Genomic DNA, 17646 nt, shown 5'->3' with positions numbered 1-17646 from the left:
CTGGCTTTTCGCTCATCTGACTACATTACCATATTTTTCGGCTCTCTGCGGAACTATTTTTTACCTGAATCCTTACGTTAAACCTAAAAAAAAAGTTAGATTGAATGTTGAATGTGATGAACTGTGGTCATTTGTAGATTGCCAAGAAAATAAGCAATGGGTATGGTTAGCAATGGATAGAGAAACCAGAGAAATTATTGGTGTTTATATTGGCGCTCGTAGCGAAGAAGGAGCAAAACAATTATGGAATTCTCTACCTCCTGTATATCGACAATGTGCTGTTTGCTATACAGATTTTTGGGCTGCATATGCTTGTGTTTTTCCTTCGCTACGCCATCAGCCAGTTGGTAAAGAAAGTGGAAAGACTAATCACATTGAAAGATTTAATAATACTTTGCGCCAACGTGTTTCTCGGCTCGTAAGAAAGAGTCTTTCATTTTCTAAAAAATTAGAAAACCATATTGGTGCTATTTGGTATTTCATCCATCATTACAACTATATTTTGAGCCAATAAATATCTAATCACTACATATTTATTGCTACCGAAAACCTCATGTCAGGCTAATTATTTCTCCTTTCCCTGGAACTCAAAGAAGTCCCGAACAATTTTTTTTCAATAATAAAGGAACAAATGGAGCCATATTTTAATTGGGTCAACAGGTAAAAAATGAGTAAAATTACTCATTGACAATAGTGTTTTTAGCTTAACTTGTGAGTAATGGGCGCTGACCTAGGAAATCTGAATAAAAGGCAATATAAGATGTTGCTAGTCGTGACTGAAGTTTATCGCCAACAACACTGGCTAGCTGAACATAAAAAACAGAGTATTTCAGACAGAATCGTCAGTTTAAGCCAACCCCACCTCCGTCCCATTGTAAGAGGAAAAGCAGGAAAACCAGTAGAGTTTGGAGCCAAACTATCGGCGAGTTACTTTGAGGGATACGTATTTTTAGATCGGCTCAGTTGGGATAACTTTAACGAATCGGGAGACTTCAAATCACAAATAGAAGCTTATTATAAGTTTACAGGATATTATCCTGAATCGGTTCATGTTGACCGCATTTATCGGACAAGAGAGAACCGAGCTTGGTGTAGAGAAAGAGGTATTAACATCAGCGGACCACCTTTAGGAAGACCCCCCGCAAAGGTCAGTAAAGAAAAAAAGAAGCAGTCTCTAGAAGATGAGAAAATTCGGAGTTCAATTGAGGGAAAGTTTGGAGTCTCGAAACGAAGATTTAGCCTCGATCGCGTGATGACAAAACTTGCTAATACTTCACAGACTGCTATTGCTATTACTTTTTTGGTCATGAATCTTTCTACCTGGCTTAGACAGGTTTTTTGTGTCGTTTTTTGCCAAGAACCTAAAACAACACCTGTTGACGGGTTTGTGATTATCAAAAGTTATAATTTAGAAAATCTCAGACAATATCAACTTATGTTCCAGCGAGCTTGAATAGATGGTCAATCCCGATCAGACTTTTCCCTTACTTATTCAGCAAGCCCTACTTAAAAGCTTCAAAGCTCCTAACTTCTGGAAATATGTTTTGGTAAATTTGACAGTATTCATCTATAAATTTGACTGTGGGTATTGGTTTACGAGGCTCTACCATATGACTGGCAATGCTTTTGGGGTGTGTCACTGCTTATACTACCACGAGAGTGACAAAAGAGGGATAAGATGGGACTCGGTCGATTGTTAGAGGAAAAGTTTTAACGATCAGTTTTTGGTTATACTTAGCAAAGGTTTCTAGATCTTTATATCCAAAATAGCCGAACATTAGTCCCAAAACAACTAATAGTAATATCAGCGATAATGGGTGTCTTTTTCCTAATTTTTTTCCGTGGTAAATTGACTTTTTTCCAAAAGGGGATTAGAGTCAGCATATAAATTGATTGTTAAGCGATCGCTAAAAATCTTATCAGATAGCGCGATCGCTTTTACTTTTGGCGATCGCACCCGAGAAGGAAACAGCCCTGCCGCGATCGCATTTTACGTTAGGCTTTTCGCCTGTTTTTATGCCAAAACTGGCACGGGCTGCGGCCAACGTCCCATGACTTTACCAATCACCGCCAATTCTTCCATCAACTTGTCGAACTGATCCGGTGTTAAAGATTGCGGCCCGTCAGACAAAGCTTTTTTCGGATTCGGGTGCACTTCAATCATCAGCGAATCTGTACCAGAGGCGATCGAAGCAAACGCCATCGAGGGTACAAACTGCGCCCAACCGGTGCCGTGACTCGGGTCAACCATAATCGGTAAGTGAGTCAGAGTCCGCAACACTGGAACCGCCGACAAATCGAGGGTATTGCGCGTATATTGCCTGTCATACCCGCGAATTCCGCGCTCGCACAAAATCACGTTCGGATTGCCAGAAGCCATGATATACTCAGCAGCCATCAACCATTCTTCAATAGTGGCCGAGATGCCGCGCTTCAGCAAAATCGGTTTGTCTTGAGCTCCGACTTTCTTCAACAGTGAGAAATTCTGCATATTTCTCGCCCCGACTTGAACCACGTCCGCTACTTCCACGATCGCACTTAAATCGGCCGCATCCATAACTTCTGTGATAATTCCCAAACCGCTAGCTTCCCGCGCCGCAGCTAGCAATCCCAAAGCACTCTCGCCGTGGCCTTGGAAAGCGTAGGGGGAAGTTCTCGGTTTGTACGCGCCACCACGGAGAAAATGAGCTCCAGCAGCTTTGACGCGCATTGCCGTTTCGACAATCATTTCTTCGTTTTCGACCGAACAAGGGCCTGCTACGATCGCGATCGGGTGATGCAAGCCGATCATTACAGTTCCTAAAGGAGTAGCAACCGCTACTTCGCTGGGTTCTCCTTGGCGGTACTCCAGAGAAGCGCGTTTGTAGGGTTTTTCCACGCGCAGCACTTCTTCAATCCAGGTGCTCAATTCGCGCAGTTGCATGGGTTCGAGCTCGGCGGTGTCGCCTACCAAACCCATAACAACTTTGTAACGGCCGACGATTTTTTCTGGTATCAAACCCCAGTTAGTGCGGAGGTCTTCGTCTAGTCGATCGATCTCGGCTTCTGGAGTGCCGGCTTTCATTACAATAATCATATTTTTTTTGCCTTTTTAGTTGGGCTAGAAACGGATCATGACTCTGATGCACTGAGAAAAATAGATGCAATGGCGATCAAGAATCTATTTATATCAGTATTTTTAGCATTGTTGTGGGGCGGGTTCTTGTTCCCTCCCCAAATACAAACTCGCTAATGGTTAACAGCTTAGTTTTTAGCTAATGACTAATGACTAATGACTAACTTTTTGGCTTCGCGGCGCGCCACGCTTCTCGCATCCGTCCAAAATTGGTATTAAATTCTTCCCACCCCAGAGTGCTTCCTGAAATTTCTTCATCCCAGGAAGCCGAGAGGACTCCGTAGCTTAATCCCAGAACGCCTAGACCAAAACAGCCCATGCTTACCAGCAATACTGCTGTGTTGGGCAAATCAAACAAGCCCTTGCTGACTACCAAATAGCTTACAAAAAATGTGCAAATTCCCAATAGGGTAGGTATGCCGCAGAATACCGCTATGCGAGATATCATGCGTTGACTGACTACTTCTGGGATGGATTGCGCCTGTTTTCCGGTTTTGTTAACTTTCGGCTGCTTGTCGGCAGAATCCGACTCTAAGGCTACACTTGCTTGGGGTTCTGGGGGCTTTTTAGGCGTTTTTTTACGATTCGTTGCCGGTTCAAAGGGCAAGCGCTTGCGGGGTGGTTCGGAGGACATATTTTATCTCTAACCTGAAATCTCGAACATTTTTCAATAAGTCTTGGTGTTTGCCCAAGATTAAAGAATATTGTCGCAAATTTTGGCTTTGGTGTTTAGCCGCGAATGCCTAGACGGGCAATCAATGCTTTGTAGCGCTCGACATTTTCCCTTTGGATGTATGCTAGCAGGCGCTTGCGGCGGCTGATCATCATCATCAAACCGCGGCGGGAGGCGAAGTCTTTTTGGTTTATTTTCAGGTGGGCGCTGAGTTTGGTGATGCGATCGGTCAGCATGGCGACTTGGACATCTGCTGAACCCGTATCGGTTTCATGGGTTTGGAAGTCGCCCATGATTTCTTGTTTGCGCTGTTGTGTAAGAGCCATGAATTGATTTTAGTTTTTTTTGTACGATTGTCACAATCTCCAATGTTATCACAAGGGAAGCATAATAACGATAAAATTTTTGCCAGGGATGGGTTTGTTGGCCCGACCGAATTTTGGTTTTTATTCCCGGTTTTTGGATGTTGTAGGGGATTATCGGCTCAAATAGGCGATCGCCTCACGTATCCAATCATCGGCATTACCTTTGGCGGATAAAGTGCTGTCTTGACTAAGGGTTTGCAGCGCTTGCAAGACTTCAGCCGCAGTGTATCCCATCGCCAGCAGGATCATCTCGACTTCTTCTTGAATAGCTGGGGGGACTCCGGCGGCGACTGAAGTTGTCAAACCTGCTTGCTGTCGCCATTCCGAGAGTTTGCTTTTGAGCTCCAGGGCGAGACGTTCTGCGGTTTTTGTTCCCACGCCCGGAGTTTTGGCAAGGATGCGGGTGTTACCGCCGACGATGGCCTGGACTAAATCTTGTAATCCTAAAGTATCCAGAAGTGCGATCGCCAGTTGAGCACCGACACCGCTAACACTCGTTAACTGCCGAAACAAATCGCGTTCTGCCGCGCTGCCAAAACCGTACAATACGATTTGGTCTTCCTTAACTTGCTGGTGGGTAAAAATTTGGGCGACTTCGCCGGATGCTGGCAATTGACCGGTCACGCGGGGCAAAATTTGGATTTCATAGCCGATTTGATTGACTTCGAGAGTCAATATGACGCGGTTGCTGCCTTTGGCGATATCGGCGACTGTGCCTTTGAGATAGCTAATCATAGAGTTAATAATACACCGCTATTCGTTTTCATCAAAGTCGGCGATGATGCTGCGGATTTCGTTGAGACTGATATCTGTTCGATCCGATTTTGAGTAAATGGTTAACAAAAGTACGCTGATGGGCGATTCAATCTGATAAATCATGCGATATCGTGCACTTTTTCCTTTTTGGATGTTGCTGTTTTTCACCCGGACTTTTAAGATGATATAATCTTCGCCCATTCCGGGAATGCGATCGCCAAGAAAATTGCCAGCCTGTAGTTGTTCAATTACGGGCTGGACATCATTGCGGATACTGCGATATCTTTTCGCGAGGGCATACAAATTTGCTTCAAAGTCATCCGCAAATCTGATCGTGATTGCTTCGGCTTCATTCGGCATCGATTCTCTCCCACAGTTCAGAGATTGGTCGGGTTTGTCCGGTTTTAGCTTGCTGCAACGCTCTTCTGAGACTAGCTTTTACTTCTTCAACTGGAGTATCGTCGGGGTCGTATTCAGCTTCATCTGTAGGTTCTTGAAAGAGGACGATAATTCGCACGGGGCCCGGAGTGTCTAGTGTTAAAGGTCGATCGAGAATTAATTGACCTTTTTCGTTGATCGTTCCTGTCACTTCTAAGGCTTTCATTTGTTTTTCCTTAATTTTTTTGAGTTAATACTATTATATAAGGCAGCCCGATTAATTTTGTTTTTGTCATATCGTTTCCGGTTGCATCGGAATCATAAAATCGAGTCAACAGTTAACACTCAACCATTCAGTTTTTCGACCCGCCCGTCAACAGTCAACAGTCAACAGTCAACAGTCAACAATAATTCCGCTGCAACCGGAATTTATATCAATTCAAAATAAGCTGCTGTTTAACCAAAGACAAATCCGTCTTACCAAAATTCACAACCAAAGCCACATTGAAATTTTCCAACGATTTGACAAACCACATAATTTCATTAGAAGCTTTACCTTCATAGTGATTAAACAAAATAGAAAATCGCTTTTCCAACTCTGGTTTGACTTTGCCCGAAAGCAGTACAAGTTTCATCAGTAAACCCATTGTCCGGCTGGCGCCGAGGTTATACACTAAATCGTAAAAAACGTAGTGGCTGGGATGTTGGGAATTTTCCACTACTAAAAAGTTGAACAACTGGTGGCAAGTACGAACTAACAATGGATTATTGAATTTCACCGAGTCATTTTCTCGCAAGGTATTTTTGATTTGTTTGTACAAACGGTCATTAAATTGACGACCGCCGTATTCGGGTTCGATCGACGATATTAAATATTCATATAAATCCACTTTAAATGAGGCGTAAGATGGAGTTTTTCGGGAATCTCTTAGGAAAAATTGAGCCGCTTCTTTGTAGCTGCGATCGCCTGCTACTTTTCCCGCAAATTCCCTGACCGCTAAGTGCAGTTCTGCATCGTTCAAAAGTGTGGGATTAGGCGCCCGCTGCACAATTCCTATTTCTGTATTTCTCGGCTCAACCATATAATTCAAATATTGAGACAAATGTGTTTCAAATTGCCGCTGTTTTTGAAAAGCCAGTTGTTTGATGGTTTGTTGGTCTTCCTCAATGCTGTCCTTGCTCAGTAGAGAATGGCCGTACAAATAAGGATACCGACAGATCAATTCGCCCAAAGGAGAATCTGTATCTTTTTTCTGCTGTTCCGCCTCTCTATCTAAGGCTTTTACTAAGCGCTCTATGGTCTGGAATTCTTCACTCTTAGTAAAGAAATTTATTTGTTCTTGCAAGCGCTTGACTATGTAAAATTCCATCCCGAATCGGGGAGAATTCTGCTTAAATAAAGCTACCAACTTGGCGATCGCGAATTGGTTTTGGGAATGCAATTGCCAGCGGTTGATCGGGATGTAGCAGCAGCGGTGGAGGAGATATTTAAAGTCCTGATCCGATCGCTTGACGGAGACTATACTATACAAACTTGCTTCAATCTCTCGATCGGGATAGCCCATGCCGTCGATAAATAGCTTTCGGAACCGCTCGATCACCTGTGCGGGGGATTCTGTTTCCACGCAGGAGACGATGTGATCGTACAATCTCTGTTCGTTGCTGCCAATTGGAACACTCTCTGAGGGCGGGGTGAGGATGCTGGTGTCTGCATCTGTGTCTACGCTGCTGTCTGCAACTTGTGCGACAACCACTGTCGGTTTTTCCCCCAAAGTTCGATCGGGATTCAAGAACCAATAGTGTTCTTGGCTCAATTGTTTGTCCGCAGCCCAATCCAAAGCTGACTGCAAACTTTCCCCTGTCAATAACAGCGATTCATCTTCGCGGTCTGAAGCCAGCCATGCTGCTAGCGCGGAGCGGTACGGAGCCAATTTTCCCAGCTCCTTTTCTACCCAGAATCGATTAAAAACTGACTGATAAATTAGGTTGGAAACTATTAATTTACCGTGAGATTTAACAACCAGTCCTGACAGTTGCAATTCGATTTTTTCGGCCGAGTAATCTGCTGGTACTCCCTGCGATTCCCCGATGTTTGTTGGCTGGGGCGGTTGCAAAGCTTGCTGGTACAGCGTTAACAGCCGCGTGAGGTCGCAGTGGCTATGGAAAATGCGAGCGCGTATGGGTATCAAATGTTGGGGTTGGTCTTCTTCTTCCCAATTTTTAATAATTCTGTGTTTGACCAGTTTTTCAACCTGCTTAGCTTCGGAATTTCTGCCGATAAAAGGCCCGTATTCAAGTACCAAGTGGCAAACTTTTTGAGTGAGAAACGGTTGGCCGCCCGTCCAAGCTAATATTTCTTGGAGCACTTTTTGGGGGCGAAAAGCTTTCAGCGCTAATCCTTTTGCTAGTGGTAAACTTTCGTGCAGTTGGAATCGACTTAAATGAATCTGGCGTCCAATATTAAAAGGGTTGCATCTTGGATCTCGGATCAATTCTGAGGGGGCTGCTACTCCCATAACAGCAAAAGTCAGGCGATTGTATTCCGGTTGCTCTGCCCGATTGGAGTAACAAGCCCGGATCAAAGCAAAAAAATCGCTGGTACTGAAATTTAGGCTGCTGATGCTGTCAATGTCATCTAGGAAAATTACCAGATTTTGCTGAAGTGACTTGAGCAAAACTTTTTCGATAAATATCTCCAATCGCTGGATCGGTGATAGCAGTTCGCGATCGTTCCACCACTTGATGGCATCAAACCTGTTTGTGATGTGTAAACTGCTTGCCATGCGGTAGATGATTGCGGCATACCACTTTTGGGGGGAGATATCTGGGCTGCTGATGCTTCTCAAGTTGATGGCGGCAAAAACTGTACCTTCGGCTTGCAACCTTTTGGCCGTTTGCACTAGCAGGCTGGACTTTCCCATTTGTGGCGAACTCAACACGTAGCAGAAGTCTCCGGCTTTGAGTCCTTCGTAGAGTTCGCTGTCTGCCGATCGCCTGACATAGGTGGGCGCAGCGGCAGGCAAATATCCTCCGACTTGATATTGGTACGTTGAGTTGACTTCTGCTGTCATCTGGGAATTCATCAAGATGCTGCGCCCCTATGCTGTGTACTCGAAAGGTTACAAATTGCAATTATTGCCAGCTTACTATGGTGGAAAATTTTTGTTCCTCTTTCTCTATTGTCTACTAGCTCAGCTTTCTCCTTGTCAATCTTTACCGTATCTTTGCAAGGGTTCGCCGCCAATCCTACGATCGGCCCAATTGTACCCCGCCACTTGATTTTTTACACTCGTTCACATAAATAATTAGATGAATTTTTACTCGATCGGATTGAAAACGCTAAAACGCCCTTTTTTTCACATTTTTTTACAATAATACTTTAAATTTCACCCGATGGTATGATGTGGGCAGGGAAACTCATAACCACAGCGCCGTCAACCTTCTGCCTTCAGATCCGCCTGCCGGATGCTAGAGAAAAACGCTGAAGAATGGCTGCCAATAAAAAACCCCAGCGTTTTGCTGAGGACTGCTTGAGTGGGAGATATCGTTAATCTGCGTTTTTTTAGTTGACTTAGATTGCATGGAATTCCATGCTGCTGACCTTCCCCGGGCTTTCGCGTTCGGGGATTCCTAAGAACAAACTTTTCAGGATGCATCCACAAAAAGTTTAATTCTTAAAGGCTTTGTCAGTACCAGGCTAACCACTTACTCAACTATAAAAGTTAATGCTGTGGCTAATTGTAGAAGATGCGCCCTGATGGCTTAACTACCCGATGGATTAGCACCCTGATGGCTTAACTCCCTGATGGATCGACGCCCTGATGGCTTTCGCTCCACTACCCAAAAAAATCTGGTTGGTGGATGATCGTGGACGTTAGTAACACGTCACTTCCGGCGTTTCCGATCGCAAGCGGGTGTGCCTGTCTGAATTGATTATGGCAGGCAGATTTATCAGAAGACAAGTGGGCTATTGCATCAACCCATTTCTGATAGATCGGGTTAGCCAAAAAGTGTCAATCTACGGAAATCAGGGTCATCGAACATGAAAAACAGCATCTTAGTATTAGGGGTAATTGCCTCGGCTGGCTTCGGCTTTTTCCAGGCAGGCAGCGCCAGCGCTTCAGCGATCGCCCCACAACATTCATCAGCCAGTAGTTTGACGGCTTGGGAGAGTCGTCCCGACTTTAACTACACTGGAACGAATGAGGATGGGGACCAAGAAGAGGTAAAAACGGGTAAAGGCAGGAAATAATTGGCGCTCTTGTGTGGTTTGCTCTTGTGCGGTTGTGGTTGTGGTTGTGGTGGCATTTGTTGTCGCAACCGCCTCTGATCGAGGCGGTTAAAACTCGATCCCAATATCAGTCTACCTAATCCCGGGGGTGGGGGTCAGTTTCAGAGAACAGTGAATGGGAAAATAAATAGGTAAGGCGAGTCTGTCGGTGGAGTTTCCCCGCCTATCAACTTCCTTACCTTCTGATGTTCGGGATTTGGATCTGGCACAATCGTATTTGATATCGTAAAAACCCAATGGAAAATACTCTCGAAACTACCCGCAGACAGCGCGTATTGACACGAACCCAGGAACGGCGTCAGGCGACACCCAAAGAAAAACAGTTGATTCACCTGCTAGCCAATATGGCTTGCAGTTTGATTAAATACGACTACAAACACGCAGCAGGAAAGGGAACCCTCCCGCCTTCGGAACGCAAGCGTTTAGCGGAATGGCACTACCTGCGAGTTCAGCAAATTCGCCGGATCGAACGCTCATTGGAGCCCGTAGCGACTCTCAAGCGGGTGTATTACAAGAGCATTCTCAGTCCGAGGGATCTGAAGTCTTTGAAACTTCTGTGGCTTGAGGAGGACAAAAACCGCGTCAAACGGGTCGATCCTGACTTGGACGACATCCTCAGCGAAGCTTTGGATCGGGGAGATACTTTAAAACAGCTATTTCACTCGATCGAAGTCAAAGAACGCACCTTTTCTGCAACTCCTAGCCCCGGCGCCGTGCCGCTTTGGGTCAAAGAGTGGGAAGACTCGGAATATGACATAAACTTTTTTCCGCCTTCGTTCTCTGCATGGGTTTCCATCGTGGACGACTAGGTTCAAGAAAAACTCTTTGACATGGCATCGATCGTAAAATTCAGATGGTAGACTTTTTTGCTATTGCTGCCATTGGCGAAGAGGGTGGGGGCGATCGGCTAAACCAGGCGGCGTGGCGCGCAGGCCTCCGAGTACAGAGAAGTGAATCGGAGTCAGTACCATTGTACAATGGGGGAAAACCAGGGCTTCAGCTAATCGCTGATAGCTGATAGCTGATAGCTGATAGTTTCTCATGACTGACTCGATTTCTACTTCTCCTCTAGACTCGGCGGCCGATACAGCCGAACTCCGCTCTCAGTTGAGGTCGGGTTCGGAAAAAGCTCAACTGCAACTGCTGCAACAACAAATAGCAGATTCCGGTTGGGATGTATTGATGGAATTTTTATTAGAGCGCAAGTCAGATGCACCGACTGCGGTAATGGGTAAGGCTTACCAAATTCTTTACAGTGCTAATTCTCCGAGAGCTACGGAGTTTTTGCAAGCGAATTTTCCGACTGGGCTTGTGCCGCTGCGATCGGACTCTAACGTTGATTACACTCCGCTGCAACAATTATTGGCGTTACAGGAATTTCAAGAAGCCGATCGCTTGACTTTAGACAAGCTTTGTGAATTGGCGGGGGGAACTACCCCGCAGAGAAAGTGGCTGTATTTTACGCAAGTTGAAAGTTTGCCGGTAACGGATTTGCAAACAATTAATACGCTGTGGAAAGTTCATTCCGAAGGCAAATTTGGCTTTTCGGTGCAGCGGGAAATTTGGCTCGGTTCGGGGAAGAATTGGGATAAGTTGTGGCCGCTAATTGGCTGGAAGAAGGGGAATAATTGGACGCGGTATCCGCAAGAGTTTATCTGGGATTTGAGCGCGCCTAGGGGTCATTTGCCGCTGTCGAATCAGTTGCGGGGAGTGCAGCCTTTTGCAGCTTTGATGGCTCATCCTGCCTGGTTGAAGTGAATGGTTTTCCGTCGGGCTTTTGGAGAATGTGGGGCGGGCTGGATGGCCTGCCCCGCTATTGTTTTTGGGGAATTGGGATTTTGATTTTTGAGGCGCAGAAATTCACAGAAATTCACAGGCGGGACGCCTGTTCCACTTTTGGGAGAGAGGGAGAAGGGCGATCGCACTTCTAAGGAATTTGGAAAATTTTATACAATACCTATATCAACTAATTAGCAAGAGGGCTGGGAGTCATGGTAGGCATCGGAACCAAACTCACTTTAGCAGAATTTCTAGCTTTGCCCGACGGAGATATATATTGTGAGTTGGTAGATGGTGAAGCAGTTCCTAAAGTGTCTCCAAAATTTTTTCATTCCAGTTTACAGGGAGCTTTGTGTCGCCTGATTCGTGTATGGTGTAAAGGACGCGGGCGAGTGCTTCCAGAATGGGCAATTTTGTTAAAACGTCAGGATAAAGATTGGGTTCCTGTTCCCGATTTAACGTACATTTCTTATGCGCGTCTGCCGAAAAGTTGGCTGCAAAATGAAGCTTGTCCCGAAATTCCTGAACTGGTGATTGAGATTATCTCTCCTGGTCAAACGATGCAGGAATTTGAAGAGAAGGCGAAAGATTATTTGGCAGCGGGCGTTCCGCGAGTTTTGGTTATAGATCCAGAGGCTATTTTAATTAGAAGCTTTTTCCCCGATGGTTTGAGTCAAGTTTATACGGATAATACACTAATTTTGGATGAGTTGCTGCCTGGTTTGGAGTTGACGACTAGACTGATTTTTGAAGAAGCGGAATTGATTGATTGATTAAGGGCGATCGTACTCTGTGCAAGATATCAGTGGTAAGGTGTGTGACCACGGGAAAACTTTGAAGGAGTGGCGGTGGGACTATTGACGGTCAGGCAATGCGACAAAACCATAGTATTTACAAGGTACTATGGTTTTTTTGCCCTTACCCCTTACTCATTGAATTAGCCAGCACTTTGATTTAAGATTGTTTCAATTTGATTCTGTACTTGTTCAAGTTCCCGACGTTTGTCAGCCAGCCAAACCTTTTCGGCCTCGCATTCTGCTTGATTTTGGCGATCGCGATTTTCCTGCTGTTCTAATAAATTCTCCCACAGCGAGATAGCTTGTGTGATCGCACCGCTAGCTGTTTCATATCGCTCGTCAAATACTGCTTTAATTCTTTCTTGTATCTTCTCAGAAATCGACTCCTCAGATTCCTTAAATTTCTGAAACCCTAACTCACAAATTTTTTGCTTAATTTGGTTATGAATTCCATCCACATCTAGCATTCCCAATCCAAATGCGCCACCCCCACCAGCAGCTAAGCCACCCAAAATAACTGGAATAATACCAAGTCCTGCGAAAAACAGCAATCCCGCCGCTACTAATCCACCCAGGCCTAAACCGCCAAGAAAACCTCCAGGACCTCCAATATCGGGATTGATTGATGAAGCGATACCGCTTCCACCGATGCCAATTCCACCCAGATTTTTTGCTATTCCTAAGTTATTGAATTGAGTAACAAGGCTAGTGTTAAGTCGCTGATCGAACTCTTGAAACTCTTGTCGGATTGCATAAAACTCTTCTTTAAATTTGAAGTCTAAAGTTTCTATTTTTTGTTTCAATATAAACTGCAATTTTTGGTCGCTCCAGACATCAATTTCTTGTGTTAATTCCAACACAAATTGATTAGCATAATCTCGGATTAACTTGTCTTGGCTCCAAATATGCGAATACTTAGAAGTCCATTTATTACTTTTTGTAGCGAGGCGATCGGGCAATATTTTCACCCATTCCTTCCAAGATTCAATAGCTTCTCCTATGGATTCCTCTCTCAGTTTATTAGCTAAAAGTCTAATCTTAACATCGCGGCCGCTTACTTCCGCTATTTGTTCAAAAATCTTCGCCTTATCTGCTTCAGAAACTGTCAACTTTCCTTCTAGCATTTCCCTATACTGAGTCAATTCATCGCAGCCAGTATTAATAATTTGCTTAATTCCGGCTGCGGATTGGTTAAGTGCGATCGCTCCCCGTTCAACTGTCAAAAACTGCTCAACCGACTTTGTAAAACCATGAAAAGCTTTGAGGTGATCGTCATTTTCATTTCCGGCTAAAATCGCATCCAATGCTGATTGAGCAGAAATAAAATGACTCCGGTTTTCCCCCGCAATAATTGGGTTTGCCCCATTAACAATCGTTTCTACCCTTTTTCTTACTTGAGTGCGACTCTCTTCTCGGCGCAGCAAATCGAAAAAGTTAACTACAATAAAAATATTACTGGCGCCTTGATAGTTCGCATAATTCAGTTCTTTTTTTAAGTACAAAAGCAGTTCCCGCTCTTTCTCCGTTAAAGCATTTTGAGCATGAGTCAAGAAAATCACGGCATCAGCAGTTTTTAGAACTTGCTGAGTTACCGCTGTGCGTTCCGCTTGTTCGTTTAATCCGGGAGAATCAATAATTTCTACCCCATTACGGCACAGCTCTAATTCGGGATGCTCGAAAACAATTTCTTTAATTTCCGAATTGATTATCTCATCTTCGCAAGAACCCAAAGCCGCCTCTTCCGAAATGGAAGCTTTCTCTTGATATTGTGCCGGTGGAATTTCTTCCTCCCGTCCATCTTTGTAGCGACAAATAACCCGGCGCTGCGAACCATACTTCAAAATAGTCACAGTCCCGCTACAGGGAATATCCCGCACCGGTTGGATTTCCTCGCCGAGTAACGCATTGAGTAAAGTTGATTTGCCTTTACTAAACTCGCCGACAACAGCCACGCGGAAACGCTGAGATTGCAAGTTGCGAGATATTTTTGTTACTTCTTCTGTTAAAGTACGAGAAAAGACGCTGCGATCGCTTCCCTCTAGCAGAGTTAAATGTAGTTGGCCACAAACTCTATCCAGTTGTTTTTGATACTCCTGAAATTTTTGCAACTCCTGATAGGAGGAAACTGAATGCTTGGGATTGCTTTGTTGTTTGGGTTTTTCTGGTAAATATTCGATAATGTGACTAGCAGCACGGACAAACAAAGAATCGAGAGATTGAAAGCGTGCGGGATCTAGTAACGAGTGGACTTCTGCTAAAGCTGCTGTATCGCTTATTGCTTGACTGCTAAAACTCGCTTCCAAAACTGCCAAGTATCGAGAGTCAATTTCCAGTGTGTTACCGATAAGTATCAAATACCCTTATTCGCGATCGTCCATTGTTCCATCTGCTGCCGACATCTGATAGCCAAAACTAATTAACAGCAGTTTTTCCTCCTCGGCAAAGCACGATGTCAGGGCCAGCAACTCGTGCATTTTTTTGTAAATTTCCTGATATCGCACGGCCTTAACTATCGGCTTTACCAATGGGCGCAAACTGTTGTTAGCGGGGATAAGTGCCGTCATAGTTGTGCTCAGTCGCTGCGTTTCCTCAGCGCCAACCGTACCGTCGGCATAGATAACTCCCACCAACACTGTCACCAGCCCCGCCAGGAAAAGCATCGGCGGAGAAATATCTTCTTTTCGGAGTTTTTGCCGTGTCAGCAGCGAAATAAGCTCAACGGTTTGGGAACTAATTAACGAAGTATTCATTTGTAGCGCCTAATAATATTTCTTTTATTAAATGGATCATAATAGATCAGTTGTTCTGTGAGATGCTAGCAGGGTAAAAATTTATGATGAACTTTGTATTTTCCCCAGCGGTACAGGCTGCGATCGAGGCTGGTAAGTACGCACAAGTGTTTACATCTGCCGGAGTGCCGATCGGCATGGCGAGAGATGCAGCGACGGGACAGTTTGCGGCCCACGCCGTTGGCGCGGTGGTCAACAACAGTCCCCTATCGCCGTTAGTGTCTCCCGTGCAGCTAGCAATGGGAGGCTTGCAGATGTACCAAAACCACATGGGCTTTCAAGCCGTCCAAACCAGTTTGGGCGTGCTGCAAGCGACTACAGCCGTCATTGGTGTGGGAGTTGCGGCTGGGGTAGCTTTGTCGGCGGTGAATTTGCACCAAACATTGAAACTAAAAAAAGCAGTAGAAAAGCTGGAAGTTAAAGTTGAAAATGGTTTCATCAATTTAGAACAACTTGTGAAAGGCCAAGGCGCGGAAATTAAGCAATTAATTTCCGAAGTCGTTGCAGATATAAAATTTGAGAACCATCGTTTAGTGTTAGTGCGGGCTTACGGGTTATTTAATCAAGCAATTCAACGGATGCGATCGGCTTTGCAACTGCAAGATATTAATCGCCGCAATGCTGAAATTGACGCAGCGCGGGGGATGTTGTTTGAAGCTTTAGCAGACTACAGAAATCCGCATTTATTAGAAGAAACTTGTGCGGCGGGACAGTTGCGCCGGTTAGAGTGCAGTTGGGCGATCGAGCAAAGTATTATCGGCACGTATCAGGTGCAAAATGAATTTGGCGCTGCGGGCGATCGGCTTTCTCAACGTAAGGATTCAGGTCTAAAAACTTGCGGCTCCAACGCTTGTCTGGCAAGGGTTTTAGGGCAAAATAAGGGTTTTTGTCTTTCGTGGTTAATTGTCAATAAACGAGGAGAAGTGACAGTTTTTCGTGGTTTATTGAGAATAGAGATTGATTTAGTATCAAGCTCCATATCTAAAGTCTTTGCCCAGCAAGGAGTTCAGTGACCTGAATCCTTACTTCTCAACTTCAACAACAAATCCGTCAAGATGGCCTCGATATCATACAATGCTGTGACTCTGACGAAGAGCTTGATTTTCTATTTCCTGAAATCACCCGAATTCACAATCACGATTTAGCCGCCTTAGACATTTGGCTTAATCAGATTGAATGGACTAAAGCTTTGCCCGAAACTGAGCTAAAACAGTTACAGACTAAAGATTTTACTAATGCAAACTTTTTATCAAGCGGTGATAAAAAATCAGCAACAACAGCTTCAGCAATACCGGATGAACAGTTATTTTATGAAAATTTGCGGCCTAAGTCTCATTTTTATTCTCTTCGGACTCAACTGGAATTAATGCTCGATCCGCAGCAGCGTCAAGAGTATGAAGATTATATCCTTGAGCAAGGGCAAATAGCTGGTCATAAAAGTTTAGTATCGTCGAACTTGGAAAAAGCGTCTGATTTGGCTGTTGCTAATCTGTTTTACTATTTCCGAGTCCGGGATAAATCGGAATACGAATCAGAATTAGATCCTGATGAAACTACAACTGATACCACTACTCCTAACGTTTTTGCTGAATCTTCCCCAAGTGGTAAGGTTAAGCAGCAAATCTATGAAAAAGTCAAAGCCGTTGTTGCCAAGCAACTAGAAGTTGATGCAAGTCAAGTCACCATCAACGCTAATTTTGCCAATGATTTAGGAGCCGATTCTCTCGATGCAGTAGAGCTAATTATGGCAATCGAGGAGGAATTCGACATTGAAATTCCCGATGAAGTTGCCGAGCAAATTAGTACCGTTCAACAGGCTGTTGATTACATTTACAAAAAAGTTGATGTTTAAAAACCCAAGACAGTAACCAAGTTCAAATTCCTGAAACAACAGAAGCTCAGATTCAAGATGATTCCCAAACTATGAAATAATTTGGGTGGACTTCAGAGTCAGGAATATTTAATTGCGATGATGAATTGGCAGAATTTCAGTTAAGTCTCAATCCTCATAATCCATGACGAAAAGCGATCGCTCACAAGCCTAAAATCACACGTAGGGCGACTGCCAGCTCATCCATATAATTTTGATCTAAATGACCGATTACCCTAATAACCCTAGATTTGTCGATCACCCGAATCTGTTCGCAAAGTATTACTGAATCTTGATTTAAACCCCCAACTCCAGATGGAACAAATACATGAGAAGGTAAAAGAGCGCGACGAATCTTTGTAGTAAACGGTGCAATAATAGTATGAGGACTTACTGCATTAGCACGATCGATCTGTAAGATGACAACAGGTCTGATACCAGCTTGCTCCGTACCAACTACCGGATTCAAATCGCATAACACGACATCTCCTCTTGTATATGTTAGATTTACTGATGAAGATCCTACCATTGAATCTCTCCACGGGCTAACTTTTCTTCGTAGGCTTCTAAATTCTTTAAATAGTCAGAAAAGTCTGATTCAGTAAGCTGTGGCAATTCACTGTTGTATTTGAGGAGCAAAAAGTCTATAAAATCATTCACCTCTTGAACAAGTGGCTCCGGCAGTTGGCTAATTTTAGCAATAGTTAGATCGTAAACTGTCATGTTTTTACCCTATGTATCTTATTCACTTAACTATATCAATACTTCGGACAGTTTTTAAAGAGGGATACGATCGCAATAAAACAGAGAAGTGAAAAAGTGAGTGAAATCTG

19 protein-coding genes and 1 pseudogene are annotated in these 17646 nt (G+C 44.3%); 8 read left to right on the top strand and 12 right to left on the bottom strand.

All coding sequences use genetic code 11. The annotated features are described in order from the left end of the window. Positions 1-514: IS1 family transposase (locus tag QUA77_RS26045; protein WP_333453418.1), on the top strand; the 514-nt coding region annotated here is incomplete at its 5' end. Between the two features lie 207 nt (positions 515-721). After that, positions 722-1453: pseudogene (locus QUA77_RS26040) on the top strand (transposase); the annotation flags it as partial. 561 nt (positions 1454-2014) lie between these two features. Here QUA77_RS26040 and aroF read toward each other — a convergent pair. The 7 genes from aroF to QUA77_RS26005 all read right to left on the bottom strand — a co-directional run bounded on the left by aroF (position 2015) and on the right by QUA77_RS26005 (position 8358). Then, positions 2015-3076 carry a 3-deoxy-7-phosphoheptulonate synthase gene (gene aroF / locus QUA77_RS26035; protein WP_333453416.1) on the bottom strand — a complete coding sequence of 354 codons (1062 nt, stop codon included), beginning with the start codon at positions 3074-3076 and terminating at the stop codon, positions 2015-2017. Positions 3077-3275: 199 nt separating this feature from the next. Further along, entirely contained in the window at positions 3276-3749 is a 474-nt protein-coding gene (locus tag QUA77_RS26030) for a PAM68 family protein (protein WP_333037655.1), read from the bottom strand. 95 nt (positions 3750-3844) lie between these two features. Further along, entirely contained in the window at positions 3845-4114 is a 270-nt protein-coding gene (rpsO, locus tag QUA77_RS26025; RefSeq protein ID WP_333037652.1) for a 30S ribosomal protein S15, read from the bottom strand. Positions 4115-4264: 150 nt separating this feature from the next. Further along, entirely contained in the window at positions 4265-4888 is a 624-nt protein-coding gene (gene ruvA / locus QUA77_RS26020; protein ID WP_015174486.1) for a Holliday junction branch migration protein RuvA, read from the bottom strand. Between the two features lie 18 nt (positions 4889-4906). Beyond that, positions 4907-5269 (bottom strand): type II toxin-antitoxin system RelE/ParE family toxin, encoded by a 363-nt coding sequence (locus tag QUA77_RS26015; RefSeq protein WP_333453414.1) that lies wholly within the window; start codon positions 5267-5269, stop codon positions 4907-4909. Next, a complete protein-coding gene (locus tag QUA77_RS26010) occupies positions 5259-5513 on the bottom strand; it encodes a type II toxin-antitoxin system RelN family antitoxin (protein ID WP_333453412.1) in 255 nt (84 codons plus the stop codon). Before QUA77_RS26010 ends, QUA77_RS26015 begins: the two co-directional genes overlap by 11 nt. A 208-nt stretch (positions 5514-5721) precedes the next feature. After that, positions 5722-8358, bottom strand: coding sequence for an AAA-like domain-containing protein (locus QUA77_RS26005; protein ID WP_333453410.1), 2637 nt, complete (start codon positions 8356-8358; stop codon positions 5722-5724). A 971-nt stretch (positions 8359-9329) separates the two neighbouring features. On the opposite strand from QUA77_RS26005, the gene QUA77_RS26000 reads away from it, so the two are divergent. After that, positions 9330-9539, top strand: a complete 210-nt coding sequence (locus QUA77_RS26000; RefSeq protein WP_333037644.1) for a hypothetical protein — start codon at positions 9330-9332, stop codon at positions 9537-9539. Between the two features lie 275 nt (positions 9540-9814). Further along, positions 9815-10387: a hypothetical protein gene (locus QUA77_RS25995; protein WP_333037640.1), complete on the top strand. Its 573-nt coding sequence runs from the start codon at positions 9815-9817 to the stop codon at positions 10385-10387. A 60-nt stretch (positions 10388-10447) separates the two neighbouring features. Here the strand turns inward: QUA77_RS25995 and QUA77_RS25990 are convergent, their stop codons facing one another. Further along, positions 10448-10621, bottom strand: a complete 174-nt coding sequence (locus tag QUA77_RS25990; RefSeq protein WP_333037637.1) for a hypothetical protein — start codon at positions 10619-10621, stop codon at positions 10448-10450. On the opposite strand from QUA77_RS25990, the gene QUA77_RS25985 reads away from it, so the two are divergent. After that, the gene (locus QUA77_RS25985) at positions 10620-11336 is read left to right on the top strand and encodes a GUN4 N-terminal ARM-like repeat domain-containing protein (protein WP_333453407.1); all 717 of its coding nucleotides are present in this window, start codon (positions 10620-10622) and stop codon (positions 11334-11336) included. The genes QUA77_RS25990 and QUA77_RS25985 overlap by 2 nt on opposite strands. Positions 11337-11569: 233 nt before the next feature. Next, a complete protein-coding gene (locus QUA77_RS25980; RefSeq protein WP_333453405.1) occupies positions 11570-12130 on the top strand; it encodes a Uma2 family endonuclease in 561 nt (186 codons plus the stop codon). Between the two features lie 164 nt (positions 12131-12294). On the opposite strand, the gene QUA77_RS25975 is transcribed toward QUA77_RS25980, so the two are convergent. Both QUA77_RS25975 and QUA77_RS25970 read right to left on the bottom strand, forming a co-directional pair. Beyond that, positions 12295-14508 (bottom strand): dynamin family protein, encoded by a 2214-nt coding sequence (locus tag QUA77_RS25975; RefSeq protein WP_333453403.1) that lies wholly within the window; start codon positions 14506-14508, stop codon positions 12295-12297. A gap of 6 nt (positions 14509-14514) precedes the next feature. Next, positions 14515-14904 (bottom strand): TerB family tellurite resistance protein, encoded by a 390-nt coding sequence (locus QUA77_RS25970; RefSeq protein ID WP_333453401.1) that lies wholly within the window; start codon positions 14902-14904, stop codon positions 14515-14517. A gap of 83 nt (positions 14905-14987) precedes the next feature. Between QUA77_RS25970 and QUA77_RS25965 the strand changes: the two genes are divergently transcribed. Then, positions 14988-15956, top strand: a complete 969-nt coding sequence (locus tag QUA77_RS25965) for a hypothetical protein (RefSeq protein ID WP_333453399.1) — start codon at positions 14988-14990, stop codon at positions 15954-15956. A gap of 608 nt (positions 15957-16564) precedes the next feature. Then, positions 16565-16795 (top strand): acyl carrier protein, encoded by a 231-nt coding sequence (acpP, locus tag QUA77_RS25960; RefSeq protein WP_333150155.1) that lies wholly within the window; start codon positions 16565-16567, stop codon positions 16793-16795. A 181-nt stretch (positions 16796-16976) separates the two neighbouring features. Here the strand turns inward: acpP and QUA77_RS25955 are convergent, their stop codons facing one another. Next, a complete protein-coding gene (locus QUA77_RS25955; RefSeq protein ID WP_333453397.1) occupies positions 16977-17342 on the bottom strand; it encodes a type II toxin-antitoxin system PemK/MazF family toxin in 366 nt (121 codons plus the stop codon). Continuing rightward, positions 17336-17536 carry a DUF2281 domain-containing protein gene (locus QUA77_RS25950; protein WP_333453395.1) on the bottom strand — a complete coding sequence of 67 codons (201 nt, stop codon included), beginning with the start codon at positions 17534-17536 and terminating at the stop codon, positions 17336-17338. The genes QUA77_RS25955 and QUA77_RS25950 overlap by 7 nt, the downstream gene beginning before the upstream one ends. Between the last annotated feature and the right edge of the window lie 110 nt (positions 17537-17646).

Source organism: Microcoleus sp. K5-D4 (assembly GCF_036704575.1).
Lineage (GTDB): Bacteria > Cyanobacteriota > Cyanobacteriia > Cyanobacteriales > Microcoleaceae > Microcoleus.
Note: the sequence above shows the minus strand (reverse complement) of the source record. Positions and strands in the feature narration are given on the sequence as shown.